Here is an 18,494-nt window from a genome sequence, read left to right on the forward strand (position 1 = left end):
AGGGCAACGAAAGCTTATTAATAAACTTTCGTTGCCCTCTTTTGTTATAACTGAAAAATCTTAGGTTAGTTGCAAATATAAGTTAATATTACTTGCAAGTATCCAACGTCTCGGGTGTGCCACAATAGTAACTTTTATTAACAAGATTTCTCTTTAAGCTAACCCAACACACAAAATACAACTATACATTAAAATAGCCCAAAATACTTATTTACGTTCTGGACTGATTAAATTTGCTATATTTATTGATGTTGTTTAAGTATACGTGACATTTCCTCAATTTTACCAGCGTGTAATGGAATATGAATCGCGTTGAGTACTAATAATTCATTTAACGTACTGCAACCAGCGATAGTTTCTGTTAATTCTTGTTCTAACTGTTCATCAGTTAAATTTCTGGCACGGTTGGGTAATGTTTTTAAATGTTCAAATATTTCATCAACGGTAGGAATATCTTCATCTCCCCACTTTTCTGGTGAAGAACCGTATCCAAATAAACTTGTATATTTAGCAATATCTACTTCATTTTGTTCACATAATGATAATGCACTTTCAAATATCGTAAGTACATGTCCATATTGCCAATGAATTGTATTTGGAAAGGCAGCAATCTTATCATCTAGCACCTGTGCGTTACTCCAGTTATCATATCCTGATATTAAATAATTAATACCTAAATCGATAACTTCATAAACTGTTGGTTTTGTCATAATTAAACTTCCTTTCGTCTTTCAAAAATTTAAGTACACTTAAAATCATGTATAAGAACCGCTTCTAATTATACTTACATACTTTACCCTAAACTATAATTAAATATTCACATAATAAAATGCTTTAGAAATGAAAAATTTATAAACTTAATTTAAAAGCACTAATACTTCATTTTAATAGATATAGAAGCTCTATACACCACACTTTTAACATTATATAATTTGTTCAAAAGCGCAATACTTTAAAATTTAATGCTATATTATACTTTATTAAATACTCTCTAAATAATCGTTCAATATTTCTATAAATATATTTACTTAAAATGAAAAACATAGAAATTGTATTACGCGTACTTTTTGTTTATATTTTTTCATCAAAGTATCAAAATGATGAGCTGTTTTCTTAGGACTCATTAACTTTCAATCTTTATCAATCATTCTAAAAGTTATATCCACATCTCAAAATCAAATGACTATGAATAGAACAAATCGAAGGATCGTTTTATTAATTTGCCTCGCTCTTTTATTTTGGTTAACAATATTATTTATTAGTTATGTTTAACAATTAAGGACCCATAACATAAACTACTTTTCACTAAAATGGGTTACACTGTCTTAATCAGCATGTATGTTAGATATACAGTAAGTCTCTATTTTTCAATAGAGTGAGTTACTGCGAATACAAAGATCAAGGCTGGGACGATTAAAAATTGCCCCAGCCTCTATAACTTTTACTACATATAATTTATTAAAGTTAGCAAGAGAAGTCTCATGCTATTTAGTTAAATATTTATATGAAACTTTACATCATACCTGGCATGCCGCCCATACCTGCTTGAGTGTCGTTACTACTTTCTTCTGGAATATTAGCAACAACTGCTTCTGTTGTAAGGAACATTGCAGCAACACTTGCAGCATGTTGTAGTGATGAACGTGTTACTTTTGTAGGATCTACAATACCAGCTTCTAACATGTTTACCCATTCGTTTGTAGCCGCATTGAAACCAACGCCTACATCTGCATTTTTAAGTCTTTCAACTATAATTGAACCTTCTAATCCAGCATTTTCAGCAATTTGGCGTACTGGTGCTTCTAAAGCTTTCAATACAATATTAATACCAGTTGCAATATCGCCTTCTGCTTCAATTTTAGAAACTTTTTCATAGATGTTCATGAAGGCAGTACCTCCACCTGCTACGATACCTTCTTCAACAGCAGCTCTTGTAGAGTTTAAAGCATCTTCAATGCGTAATTTACGTTCTTTCAATTCTGTTTCACTTGCTGCACCAACTTTAATTACCGCTACGCCACCTGCTAATTTAGCTAAACGTTCTTGTAATTTTTCTTTATCGAACTCAGAATCTGTTTCTTCAATCTGAGCTTTAATTTGGCTTACACGTGCATCAATATTATTTTGGTCTCCATCACCATCAACAACAGTTGTATTGTCTTTTGTGATTTCAGCTTTATTTGATGTACCTAACATATCGATTGTAGCATCTTTAATATCTAAACCTAAGTCATCTGTGATTACTTGCGCTCCTGTTAAAATTGCCAAGTCTTCTAACATCGCTTTACGACGATCACCAAAACCAGGAGCCTTAACAGCAACAGCAGTAAATGTGCCACGCATACGGTTTAATACAATATTTGTTAATGCGTCACCTTCTACATCGTCAGCTACAATTAAGATTGGACGGTTAGACTGAACAACCTGTTCTAATAATGGTAAAATATCTTGGAACGATGAAATCTTTTTATCAGTAATTAAGATATAAGGTTTTTCAAGTTCAGCAACCATTTTATCTGAATCTGTTACCATATATGGTGATTGATAGCCTCGATCAAATTGCATACCTTCTACAACTTCTAATTCTGTGTTAAAACCACTAGATTCTTCAATTGTAATTACGCCATCATTACCCACTTTTTCCATAGCTTCAGAAATATATTTACCAATTTCTTCATCAGCAGCAGAAATTGAACCAACTTGAGCAATTTCATTTTTATTATCTACATTTTGAGAAATATCATGTAATGCATTAATAGCAACTTCTACAGCTTTATCAATACCTTGACGTAAGCCTACTGGATTTGCACCACTAGTAACGTTCTTCAATCCTTCTTGTATCATAGCTTGTGCTAAAACAGTTGCAGTTGTTGTACCATCACCGGCAATTTCATTAGTTTTGTTAGCAACTTCTTGGACTAATTTTGCCCCCATATTTTCATAAGGATCTTCTAATTCAATTTCTTTAGCAATTGTTACACCATCATTTGTGATGAGCGGTGATGTATATTCTTTATCTAATACTACGTTACGCCCTTTTGGTCCAATTGTAACTTTAACGGCATTAGCTAATTTATCTACACCTCTTAACATAGATTGACGTGCGTCTTCAGAGAATTTTAAATCTTTCGCCATATTAATTATACCTCCATGATGTTATATTGATTTATTTGAAATTATCAGAATTTTTATGATTTTTTATGATTCAATAATAGCTAAAATATCTTCTTCATTCACAATTAAATAAGTTTCGTCTCCACGTTTTACTTCTGTTCCAGCGAATTGTTGAAATACTACATTATCGCCTTCGTTTACTTCAGGAGCAACACGAGAACCATCTTCTAAAATACGCCCTGCACCTACTGCAATTATCGTACCTTCGTTGGATTTCTCTTTTGCGCTATCAGTTAATACAATACCGCTTTTTGTTGTTTGCTCTTGTTCTGATTTTTGAATAATTACTCGGTTACCTAATGGCTTTAACATTGATTGTTCCTCCTTAAAAAGAATAAAATTGTTTAGCACTTAAAGTTGATGAGTGCTAATGTACTTCTATAATAATCAAAGTTGGTCAATATTTCAAGTTAAAACTATTAAGCTAAATTTTGTATAAAACACTATTTTACGATAAAATAAGATATCATTTAATTTTTGGAGGTTCATTATGTCTCGTTTATGGGTGTCCATATTGACATTGGTTATATATGGTTTAGCACAATTTGGTATCATCATTCTGCAATTGTCTGGCCTATTTGATCACTATAGTGGCAAAGAACTTGTCTTTGCACAAATTTATACGCAAGTTATATTATTTATTATTGCGTCTTTCATAATTATTATAATTAATCATTTCATTGCTAATCCTACTTCCTTGGAACAAAAGCCCAAAGAAAAGAAAAGATATGCTATTGGATGGGCGCTTGTTGGCTACTTCGTAGTAATGATTTATCAAATAATTGCTAACATGATTAATATCTACTTATTAGGTGCACCACAATCAAGTCCAAATACAGAAAGACTTATGAAAGTAGCTCAAGAAATTCCTATATTTATTATATTAATTTCAGTGGTTGGCCCTATTTTAGAAGAATTTGTTTTTAGAAAAGTAATTTTCGGTGAAATTTATAATGTAATCCAAGCAAATAAAACTATTAAGTTTTTGATTGCAGGAATTGTAAGTTCAATTATTTTTAGTGCTGCCCATTCGGATCCTTCCTTTTTTATTATTTACTTTGGTATGGGGATAATTTTCTCAGCACTATATGTTTATACTAAACGAATTTGGGTGCCTATTTTAGTACATATTATGCAAAATGGTTTTGTAGTTATAATTCAAGTATTAGTAGGACCAGAAAAAATAAAAGAAATGCAAGATTCCGCGTCATTTATTTTCAACTTTTTATTTTAATCATTATAAAAGCATTAAAGGGAAGAGGCTACGACATCATTTTATGTCAAAGCTTCTTCCCTTTTTAGATTTTGATTATTATTCACTATCTTTTTTATTTTTTCTATTTACGATAAATCCTAAAACCATACCAATAAAGATAATTATCATTGCAGTGATTAAAGCAAATAGTGTACGTTCGAATTTAACATCAATTTCATTTTTAGATTGTTCATTTGTTGTATGCGTTAATTCATCCTCACTACTTGAATGATATTCATATTTTCCAGAGGATTGTTGTCTTTTAGGATTTTTTAAATCTGGCATTGAACCAATTTCACCTGTAATTAACGCTAGTACTTGGTTGTCTAGATTTTTATAATAATCGCTTGATTTTAATACATTAAAATATTGGAATTTAAAATAATTTGTGCCTTTTTGTAATTCATTTAAAAATGCATTATCAGCAAAAGTTTGACGTCTTAAAACCGATGAAATATCTTTATCAGTAACTGTTTTAGCACTAGAACTCAACTGTTTAACTTGATTCACTACAAAGGGATTATACTTAAACGAACCTGAAGACATTTGATCAAATCTACTTATTAATTGTTTTTCATTCGATTGAGATTTTTCATTTTTAGCTAAATCACCATAACTTGCTGAAACGCCACCATTTGCAATTTCATGATGACTAGAACTTCCATATTGCAGCTCATTATTATTGTCATTAGCGTGATTTATCGAATGGTTAGTTGTATTTGAATTGTTATTGGTATTGCCGCCCTGATTAGATGTTACATTTGAATCACCTTGGTTATTAGGTTTAGATGGACTTAAATTACTATTATTGCCTGGTTTATTCGAATTATTTGGACCAGCATGACTACCACTATTCGGTTTATTTGTATCACTATCTTCATTAGGCGGTTTTGGAGTTTCTGAACCTCCCCCACTCGGTTTGTCTGAACCACTTCCATTGTTCGGCCCATCTGGGTTTGGTTGGGTATTTCCATTATCTCCATTCCCTGGTTTATCTGGAGTTCCTGAACCTCCCCCACTTGGTTTGTCTGAACCACTTCCATTGTTCGGCTCATCTGGGTTTGGTTGGGTATTTCCATTATCTCCATTCCCTGGTTTATCTGGAGTTTCTGAACCTCCCCCACTTGGTTTGTCTGAACCACTTCCATTGTTCGGCTCATCTGGGTTTGGTTGGGTATTTCCATTATCTCCATTCCCTGGTTCATCTGGATTTGGCTGCTCGTCTGTTCCATCTCCATTATTTGGTTCATCTGGATTTGGTTGCTCGTCTGTTCCATCTCCATTATTTGGTTCATCTGGATTTGGTTGCTCGTCTGTTCCATCTCCATTATTCGGTTCATCTGGATTTGGTTGCTCGTCTGTTCCATCTCCATTATTTGGTTCATCTGGATTCGGTTGCTCGTCTGTTCCATCTCCATTATTTGGTTCATCTGGATTTGGTTGCTCGTCTGTTCCATCTCCATTATTCGGTTCATCTGGATTTGGTTGCTCGTCTGTTCCATCTCCATTATTTGGTTTATCTGGATTCGGTTGCTCGTCTGTTCCATCTCCATTATTTGGCTCATCTGGATTTGGTTGTTCCTCTGTTCCATCTCCATTATTCGGTTCATCTGGATTTGGTTGTTCCTCTGTTCCCTCTCCATTATTCGGTTCATTTGGATTTGGTTGCTCGTCTGTTCCATCTCCATTATTTGATTCATCTGGATTTGGTTGTTCATTCATCTCATTGCTATTATCGTTATTAGATTGATTTTGTTCAGTTAAGTTACTGTTGTCTTGTTGTCCTTGAACATCGCTTAATCCATCATTATTAGTATTTTGCTTATCCCAATCATTTTGTATTTTTTCATTATCTTGAACAGTTTCACCTAAATCGTTATCTGACTCTTGATTAGTTGTATTATCACTTTGTGCCGTATCCTCTACTGTGGTTGGACTTTTTATATGATTTGCAGGATTAGAATGAATTGGCCTTTTATCTGATTGATTTGTGTTATTATTTGTTAATTTTTCATCAATTTGTTGTTCAGCAGCGTGAGTTTGACTAGAAACTAATGTCGTACTTAAAGCGAGAGCAAAGCTGGAAATCACAAATTTATGCGAAAAATACCACTTCATAGATTCACCTCCAAAATTCATATTTTTTATATTCATATATAGTATATAAGAAAAAGACCTATTTTTCATCAAAACTAATTTATTGAAAACAAATATTAATCCTTTTGAAATTTTATGTAAACCCCTATTTACAAACTCTGATATAATTATTATACTTAATATATAAAATAAATTGATATAAAGGAGCTTTCACAATGGGGTTATTCAGTAAAAAAGACTCAACTTTAGAAACTTTTCAAAACGCAATAGAAAAAAGACGTACTATATATAGTTTAGATCAGGATATTTCAATCTCTGATAATGAAGTAGAAGATATTATCGAGCATGCTATCAAACATGTTCCATCATCATTCAATTCTCAATCTACACGTATTGTATTACTTTTAAATGATAACCATAATAAATTCTGGGAAATCACTAAACAAGAACTTAAAAATGCTATGGGTCCAGACCGTGATTTCCAAGCAACTTCTGACAAAGTAGACAATTTCAAACATTCTCATGGTACAATTCTTTTCTTTGAAGACCAAGATGTTATCGAAGGATTACAAAACCAAATGCCTAACTATGCAGAAAACTTTGCAGTGTGGTCTAGCCAAACAAACGCAATGCATCAATTTTCAATTTGGACAGCTTTAAGTACTGTTGGCATTGGTGCTTCTTTACAACACTACAACCCACTTGTAGATGTTGCCGTTTCTGAAGCTTTTGAGATACCTAAAACATGGAAACTAGTTGCACAAATGCCATTCGGTAATATTCGCGATGAGGCTGGAGACAAAGAGTTCCATGATATAAGTAAACGTTTTTTAGTTAGAAAATAATCACATTCACTTAATTTGTTGTAGTCTTTTATAAAATAAGAGGTCGAGCGTATATAACTGCCTCGACCTCTTATGATTTTAAATGATTTATCACATTTACTTTAAATTAAGTAAATTTATATCTTATATCTATCAAACTAATAAGTACATTATCCTACGCATAGATTTACACTTATAATATTTACCCCTCCTCCAACTTTTGTTAAATAAAATACGAATAAGCATTTCCCTTAGTTTCTAAAACTGTTTACCTTTATATAATTATTGATATCAAACATTTACTAATTTTGAATTATCAGAATATTTTTAGTATATTGATGCTAACAATAATTTAAGGGGCGATAAAAATGAATATAGAAGTTTTTCAATTTAAAATCGAACCGGCAAATGTTTCATTAAATGAAGAAAACATAGTTAATTGGTTTTCTAAATTTGTAACCTCAGAAACTGATGTCGTTGTATTACCAGAAATGTGGAATAATGGGTATGCTTTACCCCAATTAAAAGAACTTGCTGATACTCAACTTTCGCGTAGCTATGAATTTATATCAAAGTTGGCTATTCAATACGACGTTGATATTATCGCTGGTTCTGTTTCAAATTCTATGAAAGAGGATGTGTATAATACAGCATTTGCAGTTTCAAAAAACGGCTATTTAATCAATAGCTATGACAAAGTACATTTAGTACCTATGTTAGATGAGCCTGCATTCTTAACTGCTGGCAATGCTGTACCTGAAGCGTTTAACTTAACTAATGGCGTTAAAGCTACACAAATTATTTGTTATGATTTACGTTTCCCTGAATTATTACGCTATCCTGCTCGGAAAGATGCAGAGATAGCCTTCTATGTAGCACAATGGCCTCAAGCAAGAGTAAGTCATTGGATAGCACTTTTAAAAGCACGCGCTATTGAAAATGATATGTTTGTCGTAGGATGTAATGCGTGTGGAGATGACGGACAAACAGAATATGCTGGACATTCTATCGTAATCAATCCAAATGGAGAAATAGTCGCCCAATTAGAAGATAAGCCAGACCATATTTCATGCGATATCAACTTGGATGAGGTTAGTAATCAAAGAGAAAATATCCCAGTTTTCAAAAATCTTCGCCCTCATCTATATAGATGAATACAAAAAAACCGTGAGCTTGGGAGGGACTCACGGTTTTTGTAACTTATTATTAAGGGAATGTTTTTTACAGTTATTTCTCTATCTATTTTTGGGGATGTTATTAATTATGAAAAAATTTAGTGAATTTACCGATTAAAATGATAAATTGAATGATGTTTACGATAGCTTACATGTTTTACTTTAAATCGCCTCTGTTATAGGCAATGTTAAAATGATATTTGAATTGAGACTGGGAATGTTCTACGAATCCAAATTTTGGGATTGCTTAATAAAATTAAGCGCGTTGTGTACCTGAAAGTATTATTTTACGAAATCACTAATCATTGCTGAGAAATGGTTTGTCACTACATCAGCCTCCTCTTGTTTGTAATCAATTAATTGAAAAACGAGAACTTAACTTGTAACTATAACAACTATACGAAGAAAGTACAGTTACAATATCAGTGTGTTAATCAGACCCCTGCTCAAAAGTCTAATCAACGTTATCATTCAAACAAAAATTCAAACAAAATTTTGATTAAATGATTTGTAAAATGTAATCACTTCTTTGTGATACAAGTACATTTAACCATGATTATTTAAATTAATGTAAAAAAATCCCTAACTCGTTAAATTTTATTCCTAAATGTAAGCATAAATATGATAAAATTAGTCAGATAAATATTTTAAACAGTTAGGAATTAAAAATATACAGTTAAGCAATAAGACGCATAAAACTTAATTAAAATTGTATAATACGAGTGAGGAGAGAAAAGCCAATGAGTAAATTAATTGATACTAAAATAGACAACTTTGCTAAAAGTCTACAATTACGCAACAATTTAGATCATATCGAATATTTAAAGATGCGTTTAGGCATGCAAGTTGTAGTAAATAATTTCTTTAAAGCAATTGTCATTTATGGTATTTCTATCCTTTGTCATCTATTCTTATACACACTAACTGTACATTTATCGTTTTTTATTATTAGGTATTTTGCACATGGTGCGCACGCAAAAAATTCTTTAGCTTGTTACTTAGAAAGTCTAGTTTATTTTGTTTTACTACCTTGGATAGTCGGGTATATACAGGTGACGTCTCTAATAATGTATCCTTTAGCTTTAATCGGATTAATCATAATTAGTATATACGCACCTTCTGCTACTAAAAAGCAACCTATACCTGAACGACTAAGAAAGGGTAAGAAAATTAAGGCAATATGCGTAACAATATGTTTATTGTTGATTTCCCCCTTTTTAATCGAACCTTATCAACAATTAATGTTATTAGGTATTATTATTATATCTATTTTACAATTTCCAATACTTTTCCCTAAGGAGGATAATTAATTATGAATATTTTCACATCAATTTTATCTATTTTCGTTAAATTCTTTTCACTTATTGGTACAATTTCAAGTGTAAGACCATGTGGTGGGTTTGTAGATGAACCTGAAGTTCCTAAAGAATTAACAAAACTATACGAATAACAGTTAAGTAGAAAGTGTGTATAAAATGTCAGTTTTAAATTCAGTAATTTTATCAACATTACAAGCAATCATTTTATTCTATAATATGAAATTTTTTAATGATATAGCTTATACTAAAAGGGATTATATTTCAATTATTGGGATAATAGTCCCTTCTGTTGTTTTATTTTTATTTGTAGATTCACCATCGATTGTATTACTTTTTGTTTGTAGTTTAGTGTTTATGTATTTTAAAAAGAAATTTATAGGTATTGTTTCTGTATTAATTTGCTTTTTCATATTATATATGGCTAATTTTACAAGTTTGTGGTTAAGTACTTTACTTGTAGATCTGATATCAATTAATAATACTTTCACCATATTTTTTATAATCATTTTTACGATTGCTTCTATCATTTATGCATATATTGCAAAATTCTTTATAAAGCGATTATCTTTTTCGGATTTGTCATTAAATAAATTATACTTAACATTAGTTAGCTTGTTTTTATTAACTATTTTGGGGGTAATCTATTTTTATTTACCACAACAGAATGTATCATTTGGCGATGCTAAGTTTATTTCGATTATATATGCAGTCGTTATTATTACCACGGCTATCCTTATCATTACAATTTCTTTTAGCGTTATTCGTCAAATTCAATATAAGCGTAATATGCAAGAAATCGAAAATTATTATAAATACACGTTACAAATTGAAAAAATCAATCATGAAATGCGTAAATTTAGACATGATTATGTCAATATTCTATCTACCCTCTCAGATTTTATCAGGGAAGAAGATATGGAAGGTCTAAGAGATTACTTTCATTCTGAAATATTACCAATGCAAGATAGTATGCAAATGAATGCAATTAAAATCAATGGTATTGAAAACTTGCATGTTCGCGAAATTAAAGGTTTGTTAACTACTAAAATACTTCAAGCCCAAGAAAAAAATATTCGCATCAGCATTGAAGTACCAGAACCAATTGAAAAAATTGATATGCCTATTATAAATTTAAGTAGAGTAATCGGTATATTACTTGATAACGCAATTGAAGCTTCTGAAAAGATTACTGAAGACCCACTTATTCGTATTGCTTTTATTAAAAATGAAGACACATCCGTCACATTTATCGTTATGAACAAGTGTGAACCAGATATGCCTAAAGTACATACTCTTTTCCAAGAAAACTTTTCTACTAAAGGGAAAAACCGTGGACTTGGGTTATCCACGTTAAAAGAATTGACTGATTCAACAACAAATGTTTTATTAGATACAACTATTGATAACAACTACTTTATTCAAAAAGTGGAAATCTTAAATTCTGATTCATAAGGATGTGTAACTATGAAAATATTCATTTGTGAAGACGACGAAAGACAACGTGAACATATGGTATCAATTATTAATAATTATATTATGATTGAAGAAAAGCCAATGGAAATTGAAGTTGCGACAGCTGATCCTTATGACATTTTAGAACGATCAAAGAACATTAATGATATAGGATGTTACTTTTTAGATATCCAATTAGAAGCTGATATCAATGGTATCAAGCTTGCAAGTGAAATACGCAAGCATGACCCGGTTGGCAATATCATTTTTGTTACAAGTCACAGTGAGCTGACTTACTTAACATTTGTCTACAAGGTTGCTGCAATGGACTTTATTTTCAAAGATGATCCAGACGAATTAAAATCAAGAGTGATTGATTGCATAGAAACTTCTGAGTCACGTTTAAAACTACTCTCAAAAGAAAGCAGTGTTGAAACAATAGAATTAAAACGTGGTAGCAATTCTATTTATGTACAATACGACGATGTGATGTTCTTTGAATCATCTAGCAAGTCCCATCGTTTAATTGCACATCTAGATAATCGTCAAATCGAATTCTATGGAAATCTTAAAGAAATCGATCAGTTAGATAAACGTTTCTTTAGGTGTCATAATAGTTTCGTAGTTAATAGACACAATATCGAGTCCATCGACTCTAAATCGCGCATAGTCTATTTCAAAAACAATGAACATTGTTATGCGTCTGTAAGAAATGTTAAAAAGATATAATACATAAAAAGCTGGGCATGTTTAATTACATGCTCAGCTTTTTATTGCTTTATTCACTTCTTCTAAAGTTGGAATACTTGATATCGCTCCATATTTCGTAGTAACCGTTGCAGCTACATAATTACTAAATTCAAGTATGGCTTTACCTTCATTTTTTAATACTGCTATCAAATCTGTAGAATCAGAAATTAATAATTTACTAATTAAAGCACCTATAAATGCGTCACCCGCACCTGTAGTATCAATGGCTTTAACTTTAAATCCTTGTTGAGATATTTCATTTCCGTCTTTAAAATATACGGTTGCACCATCGGCACCTTTGGTATAAATTACTGCATCAACGTTACCTTGGAACAACCACTGTATAGCCTGGTTTTCATCTGTCATTCCTGTTACAAACTCTAATTCTTCATCAGATATTTTGACGATATGTGCTAATGGAATAAATTCATGGATTGCTGATTTACAATCCGCTTCATTTTTCCATAACGGCAACCTCACATTAGGATCAAATACAATTGTTCCTCCTACATGTGTCACTTTCTCAATCAATTTCTTATGTGCATATTTCATAGGACTTTCCACTAAATCAACTGAACAGAAATGTAATACATCATTTTCATTTACATCGATGGCGCTTACTGCATCTATACTGTATAACATGTCAGCGGATGGCTTCCTATAAAAAGAAAAGTCTCTTTCCCCCTCTTTAGTTAAACTCACAAACGCTAAAGCTGTATTGGCTTCGTTAGTACGTTTTAAGTATTGAGTACCTACACCTAGGTTATCTAGAGTTTCCACAATTAAATCACCAAAAGCATCTTGTCCTAATTGTGTAATCATTTCAGCATTTCCGCCTAGTTTTGTTGCTGTACAGGCCACATTGCACGGTGCTCCTCCAACTTGACGAGAAAACATTTCTACATCTTTTAATTTAGAATCTGTAGTACTTGGTATAAAGTCAATTAAAGCCTCTCCAATTGCTAGTAAACGTTTCATTTAATGTCACCTTTCAAATCATATTTTGTGAATTTTAGGTAGGTTTGGCCTGATTCAGTAGATGTTTTAATGCCTGTCGCATTTTCATCTGTAAATATCCTTGTCGTCATCACACGTTCCCCATCATTGCAGAAAATTTCCACGCTAGAAGTATCTACAAATAACTGTAGTTTTGATAACGGAGTATCTAAATATGTACTTCTCGTCGTCCCTTCAACAGGTCCAGGTAATTGACCACTTTCACTACGGTCTAATGTTAATTTCTGCTCCCTTTTATTATACGTAATTAAAGTTGATTCAGTCTTAGATGTACGTACTTCAAAATAAACTTCTGTCGCTTCATTTTCTAAAATATCGATAATTAATTCAAACTGTTTACCTTCATATGGATGTAATTGTCTAGTAAATTTATTAGCGTAACCTAGTGCTGTTTCTTCATTTGTACGAAGTTTTTCAAGTGCTTTAATCGGACGTTGTTTTAAATTACCTGACTCAATTGTCAACACACGTGGAATAGTTAAACAATGTGCCCAACCATCGGCATCTGAAGGATAGTTAATTTCTGGTAGACCCATCCAACCAATTAATATGCGTTGATCATTTTCATCTAAAAATGTCTGTGGAGCGTAAAAATCAAAACCATAATCTAATTCATGAAAATCGCCATGATTCATAGTTAAATTATTGATATCATACTGCCCCATTATATAGCCAGATTGATAAATATTCTTAAAACGTTCTCCTTCTGAATCAATACCTTGAGGGCAAAACAGTAACATGTCATAGCCGTTTAAATTAAAATAGTCTGGGCATTCCCACATATAACCAAAATCGTCTAGATTCGTTTGTATTTCTCCTTGAAACTCCCAATTTACGATATCTGTTGAACGATATTGCAAAATTCTACCTTGTTTTTTTATGTTTTGTGCAGCTATCATCGCGTAATAAACTCCATTTTGAACATGTACCTTAGGATCCCTAAAATGTTGAGTGTAGCCAAACGGTGGTTCAGATATTACTGCTTTAGGAAATTTATTAATCGAGCCATCTTTAGCCATTTTTGCTATATGTTGTGTGGAAATTCTATTCCAGTCGCTGTCACGATGATTAGCAGTATACATATAATATAAATGGTCATGATATTCAAATGCGCTGCCACTATATACACCATGACTATCATCTTTCGTATCTGGTTTAATCGTTGGCCCAATAGCTTCAAATTCTACAAGATCCTTACTTTGATATGTATACCAATATTTTAATCCGTGCACAGGACCTAGCGGGAACCACTGATGTGAGACATAATAATTTCCCTTGAAATAGATAAGCCCATTAGGATCATTTAACAATCCTATTTTGGGTTGTATATGAAAAATTTGTCTATATTTTGACTGATTGACTTGTTCAGTTAATGTTTCAATCGTTTGTTGGTCAACATCTTCATATCTTTGATAACGTTGCTCTTTTGTCCACTCCGTCATAGTGCGTATCCTCCTATTTTAAAAATAATTACATTAAAATGGTACCGGTTCCATAATATACTTTTTAATCATAACACTTTTGAGTTAGTTTTTAAATGTATGTTGAACATCAATAATGATGCGTTGTTCAACTTCTTGCTGTTGTATCATCTGGTTTAGTTTGTCCATAGCAACACTGCCTGCATATTCAAAATTGTAATTTACAGTATGAATAGACGGTGACACGATTTCAGTTACTGGGTCTCCACCAAATCCTACAATATATTTCTCGTGCATATGTGGCACATGTTCTGAATTATATTTATGTATAGCTAAGGCAATTGAATCTGTAGCTCCAACTATTGCATCATAATAGGGATAAGCTTGCAATACTTCTACAACATCTATCATCGCCTCTTGATAATTAAAAGATGTAAGTGAAATGTGTGGTTTTATACCATGTTTTCCTAAACCTGCAACTAGCCCATTTTTACGTTGAACACCTACAGCAATATCACTTTCTGTCACACCGAAAAACTTAATATCTTTATAATCTTGTTGACCTAACATATCGCCAACCAAGTATCCCGCTTGGTAATCATTATGAATGATACAATGTAACTCATCATGTGCTTGACCAACAATAATCACAGGAACATTTATTTTATTAATAACTTCTAAATGTTGCTCTGTGATTTCTGTCGCCATAAAGACAATACCATCTACTTTACTTCTATAAAATGTTTCAAGCGCATCAATTTCTAATTGAGTATTAAGATTTGTGTAATTTAGTAGCAAACTATAATTCAATTGATCACAAATCGTTTTGACTCCTTTAACTGTTTCGTCGACAGCAAAAGAGTTCATTCTAGGTATAATTGCCCCTATCATATTAGTTCTATGTGCTCGTAAACTTTGCGCAAATTGATTAGGTTGATAATCATTTTCTCGAATGATCTTATCTAGCTTTTGTTTTGTTTTTAAACTTACCGAACCATTATTTAAGTATCTCGACACTGTGCTTTTTGAAACGCCAGCAATTTTAGCTATATCAGCAATGTTCTTCATATTTTCTCACTCTCATTAATTAGCTATTATAAACAATACTTATTTTATCATAATGCAATCGCTTTAAATACTATTTAAATCTACGTTTATAGAAAGGTTAAAACTTACTATTAGTGTCTCTAAATAAGTAACATATAAGTTGAGTTTTCAATATGATATAGTTGTGGAAATAACAACTTTAAGGAGAGATATGTCATGGATAAAGGGAAACTGTACACCTTTATAACATTAAGTATTTGCATAATAGTGATCGTTATTTGTTTACCATTTTCACTTAAAAATGGTAGTTACTCAGCCATTTTTTCAGCTTTTCTTCCTATAATTATATTAATTATTGCCTCCATCTTTAAAGCTAAAGACAATAATAATGATAAAGATTAACAGGGTTATTGATTATATACTTATTTAGTTTAATGGAGGAAAACATGACAAGAACTGTAAGGTTAAATCTATTAAATTCATTTTTACTCATTGTTTTAATGTTAGCGTTAACTATTAATATTTTTGAAGGTTTTTCTATTTATTTGATCATGATATTACCAATAATAATGTTAATAATTGGAATCTATGTATTAATTCAAATATTAAAAAACAAAATTCTGACTAAAAAATATATAAATAAATAAAAATGATCGAACTCAAAGCATAGCTAGGAATTCGACCATTTTTATTTTAATTATCATGTTGTCTAATTGAATAAGTGAAGTTCACTTGCAATGTCAATCTCAGCTATTACTCTTAATTAAGCTTTTTGAATTGTGATTGTCCATGATGCATCATCTAACTGTTCATAATTTGTAACTGGATAGCCTTGCTCAGCCGCCCAATTTGGTAATGCTTCAGTTGCTTGAGTACAATCAAAATCTATTTTTAATTCTTCACCATTATCTAGCGTATTCATTTTCTTTTGTGCTTCTATTAATGGGAATGGACATACCATTCCTACTGTACCTAATTCATGTACCAAAATTTGTGCCTCCTATATTAATTATATTGTTTGTGTTTGTGACGTTGCCGTTTCATTAGAAGTTTGCTTTTGTGCTTTTTTCATAGGTCTAATAAATACAAAATAACTCATTGTCCAAGCGCCTAATATCATTGAAGCGAGTGCAATCCAACCCTTCCATGACATCGTTGCTGTTTCTACTAGTCCATTACCGATTGAACAACCACCTGCCACTGAAGCACCGAATCCCATAAACACACCACCGATGATACTATTACGGATAGTTTTCTTGTCTGGTAATCTCCATTTAAACTCTCTTGCACCTTTAGCGGCAATATAAGATCCTAGGAATATTCCAAGGACTAAGAACACACCCCAGTCTAATAATTTCAAATCGCCAGTTACAAAAAATTGTACAAGATTGGCAGATGGAGTAGTAATTCCAAGCCCATACATTCTTCCTGTCGATTCACTTACAGGCCATGCAATTAATGCAATGATACCTACTGCTATTGCAGCAACGAATGGATGGTATTTCTTTTCAAATAAATAGTGACGTACGCCCGTAAATTTCTGTTTTAATTTAGGAACAGCGAATTTAGGTTTCGGTTTACGTAATGTTTTGACTACGAAAAATACTGTTATAGCTGTAAGCAATAGTACCCAAACCCATGTCGGTATCCCAGTAGTTTGTGACATACTCGTATTAACATTGGTAGGCTTATTAACACCATCCATTAACGGTAACAACAAACCATATTTTGTAGCTGCCGATGTAAATGCATAAGCAATAAGTGCCATCCAACTACCAATTAAACCTTCACCAGCTCTATACCATGTACCAGTCGCACATCCACCAGCTAATATAATACCTAAACCAAAAATAAACGAACCTATTACCGTTCCAATAACAGGATAAGTCGATTCAGGTATTTGTACTAAACCAGTAGAAGTTAAAATTAATAACCCTATACTTTGTACTGAAATTGCTATAAGTAATGCATAAAACATTTTGTTACTCTTTTGAATATACATATCTCTAAAACCGCCAGCTAGACAAAACCGTGTCCTTTGCATAACAAAGCCTAAAAGACTGCCCACAATAATGCCGCTGATTATTAACCAAGTCATATTAATAACCTCTTTCCCGATAAAATCAATAAGATTAATAATATTAGAAATCGTATAAAATTTCAACCTTGTAACTCATAAATTTTTAAACTTCAACTAACTTAATAGGAAGAGTATGTTGAAATTCTAATTAAAAATTCATAAAAAAATAGTTTTTTATAAACACAGCACACAAAGTGTATTACTGTATCTATAAAAAACTAACTAAATTATTTCTTATTTATTACTATAATTTTTCATAAAGAATAATAAAGATTGTAATTCGATACCTAAGTCAATATGATGCACTTGAACATCTGAAGGTGTTAGTACACGACTTGGTGTAAAATTAAGTATCCCTTTAACACCTGAATCTACTAACACATCAGCTACATTTTGAGCTGCTTCTTCTGGTGTAGTCAATATCACTACATCGATATCTTCTTGTGATAATATTTCTTTTATTTTATCAAATGGGCTCACTGTCACTTTACCTATTTGTGTCCCAATAATTTCTTCGCGAATATCAAATGCTTCAGTTATAGTCATTTCATCATGTATTGAAAAGTTATATGTCAATAATGCTTTACCTAAGTTCCCTACACCTACAATTGCAATTTTAATCTCGTCATTTTCGCTTATTTCATTTTTAAAGAAATGTAATAAACTATCAATATTATAGCCATAGCCTTTCTTGCCTAACTCACCAAAATAAGAAAAATCTCTTCGAATCGTTGCAGAATCAATATTTAAGCCTTCACTGATGGCTTTAGAATTAACTCTATCAATGCCTTTAGATTTTAATGTATTGACGAATCTATAATATAACGGTAAACGTTTCAATGTGGCACGAGGAATCTTTTCGCTTTGATTAGCCAAGATCATG

18 protein-coding genes are annotated in these 18,494 nt (G+C 31.9%); 8 read left to right on the forward strand and 10 right to left on the reverse strand.

What is annotated here, in order from left to right:
* Positions 1–242 precede the first annotated feature (242 nt).
* From ACF91D_RS21955 to groES, 3 genes are all read right to left on the reverse strand, one after another.
* Positions 243–710 (reverse strand): bacillithiol transferase BstA, encoded by a 468-nt coding sequence (locus ACF91D_RS21955; RefSeq protein ID WP_327621055.1) that lies wholly within the window; start codon positions 708–710, stop codon positions 243–245.
* A gap of 802 nt (positions 711–1,512) precedes the next feature.
* Complete coding sequence (gene groL / locus ACF91D_RS21960; protein ID WP_039068958.1) at positions 1,513–3,135, reverse strand: chaperonin GroEL; 1,623 nt, start codon at positions 3,133–3,135, stop codon at positions 1,513–1,515.
* A gap of 63 nt (positions 3,136–3,198) precedes the next feature.
* Positions 3,199–3,486, reverse strand: coding sequence for a co-chaperone GroES (groES, locus tag ACF91D_RS21965; RefSeq protein WP_029378932.1), 288 nt, complete (start codon positions 3,484–3,486; stop codon positions 3,199–3,201).
* A 178-nt stretch (positions 3,487–3,664) separates the two neighbouring features.
* Here groES and mroQ point away from each other — a divergent pair, with 178 nt between their 5' ends.
* Positions 3,665–4,408, forward strand: coding sequence for an intramembrane glutamic endopeptidase MroQ (mroQ, locus tag ACF91D_RS21970; RefSeq protein WP_069792506.1), 744 nt, complete (start codon positions 3,665–3,667; stop codon positions 4,406–4,408).
* 78 nt (positions 4,409–4,486) lie between these two features.
* Here the strand turns inward: mroQ and ACF91D_RS21975 are convergent, their stop codons facing one another.
* The gene (locus tag ACF91D_RS21975) at positions 4,487–6,547 is read right to left on the reverse strand and encodes an SdrH family protein (protein ID WP_327621056.1); all 2,061 of its coding nucleotides are present in this window, start codon (positions 6,545–6,547) and stop codon (positions 4,487–4,489) included.
* 194 nt (positions 6,548–6,741) lie between these two features.
* On the opposite strand from ACF91D_RS21975, the gene ACF91D_RS21980 reads away from it, so the two are divergent.
* The 6 genes from ACF91D_RS21980 to agrA all read left to right on the forward strand — a co-directional run bounded on the left by ACF91D_RS21980 (position 6,742) and on the right by agrA (position 12,025).
* Positions 6,742–7,371, forward strand: coding sequence for a nitroreductase family protein (locus tag ACF91D_RS21980; RefSeq protein WP_107550041.1), 630 nt, complete (start codon positions 6,742–6,744; stop codon positions 7,369–7,371).
* A 347-nt stretch (positions 7,372–7,718) separates the two neighbouring features.
* Entirely contained in the window at positions 7,719–8,504 is a 786-nt protein-coding gene (locus ACF91D_RS21985) for a carbon-nitrogen family hydrolase (protein ID WP_327621057.1), read from the forward strand.
* A gap of 761 nt (positions 8,505–9,265) precedes the next feature.
* A complete protein-coding gene (locus ACF91D_RS21990) occupies positions 9,266–9,835 on the forward strand; it encodes an accessory gene regulator AgrB (protein ID WP_327621058.1) in 570 nt (189 codons plus the stop codon).
* A 2-nt stretch (positions 9,836–9,837) separates the two neighbouring features.
* Positions 9,838–9,975, forward strand: coding sequence for a cyclic lactone autoinducer peptide AgrD (gene agrD / locus ACF91D_RS21995; protein WP_327621059.1), 138 nt, complete (start codon positions 9,838–9,840; stop codon positions 9,973–9,975).
* A gap of 25 nt (positions 9,976–10,000) precedes the next feature.
* Entirely contained in the window at positions 10,001–11,296 is a 1,296-nt protein-coding gene (gene agrC / locus ACF91D_RS22000) for a quorum-sensing sensor histidine kinase AgrC (protein WP_327621060.1), read from the forward strand.
* 12 nt (positions 11,297–11,308) lie between these two features.
* On the forward strand, positions 11,309–12,025 hold the full coding sequence (gene agrA, locus ACF91D_RS22005) for a quorum-sensing response regulator AgrA (protein WP_039069566.1): 717 nt from the start codon (positions 11,309–11,311) through the stop codon (positions 12,023–12,025).
* 33 nt (positions 12,026–12,058) lie between these two features.
* Here the strand turns inward: agrA and ACF91D_RS22010 are convergent, their stop codons facing one another.
* The 3 genes from ACF91D_RS22010 to ACF91D_RS22020 form a co-directional block, all read right to left on the reverse strand.
* Positions 12,059–13,024 (reverse strand): carbohydrate kinase family protein, encoded by a 966-nt coding sequence (locus ACF91D_RS22010; protein WP_327621061.1) that lies wholly within the window; start codon positions 13,022–13,024, stop codon positions 12,059–12,061.
* The gene (locus ACF91D_RS22015) at positions 13,021–14,505 is read right to left on the reverse strand and encodes a sucrose-6-phosphate hydrolase (protein WP_039069568.1); all 1,485 of its coding nucleotides are present in this window, start codon (positions 14,503–14,505) and stop codon (positions 13,021–13,023) included. The genes ACF91D_RS22010 and ACF91D_RS22015 overlap by 4 nt, the downstream gene beginning before the upstream one ends.
* An 84-nt stretch (positions 14,506–14,589) precedes the next feature.
* Positions 14,590–15,552, reverse strand: coding sequence for a LacI family DNA-binding transcriptional regulator (locus ACF91D_RS22020; RefSeq protein WP_327621062.1), 963 nt, complete (start codon positions 15,550–15,552; stop codon positions 14,590–14,592).
* Positions 15,553–15,747: 195 nt separating this feature from the next.
* Here ACF91D_RS22020 and ACF91D_RS22025 point away from each other — a divergent pair, with 195 nt between their 5' ends.
* Positions 15,748–15,933 carry a hypothetical protein gene (locus tag ACF91D_RS22025; RefSeq protein ID WP_039069570.1) on the forward strand — a complete coding sequence of 62 codons (186 nt, stop codon included), beginning with the start codon at positions 15,748–15,750 and terminating at the stop codon, positions 15,931–15,933.
* 361 nt (positions 15,934–16,294) lie between these two features.
* On the opposite strand, the gene ACF91D_RS22030 is transcribed toward ACF91D_RS22025, so the two are convergent.
* The 3 genes from ACF91D_RS22030 to ACF91D_RS22040 all read right to left on the reverse strand — a co-directional run bounded on the left by ACF91D_RS22030 (position 16,295) and on the right by ACF91D_RS22040 (position 18,493).
* Positions 16,295–16,519: a sulfurtransferase TusA family protein gene (locus ACF91D_RS22030; protein ID WP_002482777.1), complete on the reverse strand. Its 225-nt coding sequence runs from the start codon at positions 16,517–16,519 to the stop codon at positions 16,295–16,297.
* Positions 16,520–16,540: 21 nt separating this feature from the next.
* Positions 16,541–17,629, reverse strand: coding sequence for a YeeE/YedE family protein (locus tag ACF91D_RS22035; protein ID WP_119585718.1), 1,089 nt, complete (start codon positions 17,627–17,629; stop codon positions 16,541–16,543).
* Between the two features lie 216 nt (positions 17,630–17,845).
* Positions 17,846–18,493 (reverse strand): redox-sensing transcriptional repressor Rex, encoded by a 648-nt coding sequence (locus ACF91D_RS22040; RefSeq protein WP_172643908.1) that lies wholly within the window; start codon positions 18,491–18,493, stop codon positions 17,846–17,848.
* Between the last annotated feature and the right edge of the window lies 1 nt (position 18,494).

The sequence above is a fragment of the Staphylococcus sp. 231237_7MaSpsaltlick genome (assembly GCF_043107035.1).

Excerpts from the sequence above, each read along its gene's own strand:
- groL (WP_039068958.1), bottom strand. The coding sequence starts at position 3,135 with ATGGCGAAAGATTTAAAATTCTCTGAAGACGCACGTCAATCTATGTTA.
- ACF91D_RS22020 (WP_327621062.1), bottom strand. The coding sequence starts at position 15,552 with ATGAAGAACATTGCTGATATAGCTAAAATTGCTGGCGTTTCAAAAAGC.
- ACF91D_RS22015 (WP_039069568.1), bottom strand. The coding sequence starts at position 14,505 with ATGACGGAGTGGACAAAAGAGCAACGTTATCAAAGATATGAAGATGTT.
- ACF91D_RS21985 (WP_327621057.1), top strand. The coding sequence starts at position 7,719 with ATGAATATAGAAGTTTTTCAATTTAAAATCGAACCGGCAAATGTTTCA.
- ACF91D_RS22010 (WP_327621061.1), bottom strand. The coding sequence starts at position 13,024 with ATGAAACGTTTACTAGCAATTGGAGAGGCTTTAATTGACTTTATACCA.
- ACF91D_RS21980 (WP_107550041.1), top strand. The coding sequence starts at position 6,742 with ATGGGGTTATTCAGTAAAAAAGACTCAACTTTAGAAACTTTTCAAAAC.
- groES (WP_029378932.1), bottom strand. The coding sequence starts at position 3,486 with ATGTTAAAGCCATTAGGTAACCGAGTAATTATTCAAAAATCAGAACAA.
- mroQ (WP_069792506.1), top strand. The coding sequence starts at position 3,665 with ATGTCTCGTTTATGGGTGTCCATATTGACATTGGTTATATATGGTTTA.
- ACF91D_RS21955 (WP_327621055.1), bottom strand. The coding sequence starts at position 710 with ATGACAAAACCAACAGTTTATGAAGTTATCGATTTAGGTATTAATTAT.
- ACF91D_RS22025 (WP_039069570.1), top strand. The coding sequence starts at position 15,748 with ATGGATAAAGGGAAACTGTACACCTTTATAACATTAAGTATTTGCATA.
- agrA (WP_039069566.1), top strand. The coding sequence starts at position 11,309 with ATGAAAATATTCATTTGTGAAGACGACGAAAGACAACGTGAACATATG.
- ACF91D_RS21975 (WP_327621056.1), bottom strand. The coding sequence starts at position 6,547 with ATGAAGTGGTATTTTTCGCATAAATTTGTGATTTCCAGCTTTGCTCTC.
- ACF91D_RS21990 (WP_327621058.1), top strand. The coding sequence starts at position 9,266 with ATGAGTAAATTAATTGATACTAAAATAGACAACTTTGCTAAAAGTCTA.
- ACF91D_RS22035 (WP_119585718.1), bottom strand. The coding sequence starts at position 17,629 with ATGACTTGGTTAATAATCAGCGGCATTATTGTGGGCAGTCTTTTAGGC.
- ACF91D_RS22040 (WP_172643908.1), bottom strand. The coding sequence starts at position 18,493 with ATGATCTTGGCTAATCAAAGCGAAAAGATTCCTCGTGCCACATTGAAA.
- agrC (WP_327621060.1), top strand. The coding sequence starts at position 10,001 with ATGTCAGTTTTAAATTCAGTAATTTTATCAACATTACAAGCAATCATT.
- agrD (WP_327621059.1), top strand. The coding sequence starts at position 9,838 with ATGAATATTTTCACATCAATTTTATCTATTTTCGTTAAATTCTTTTCA.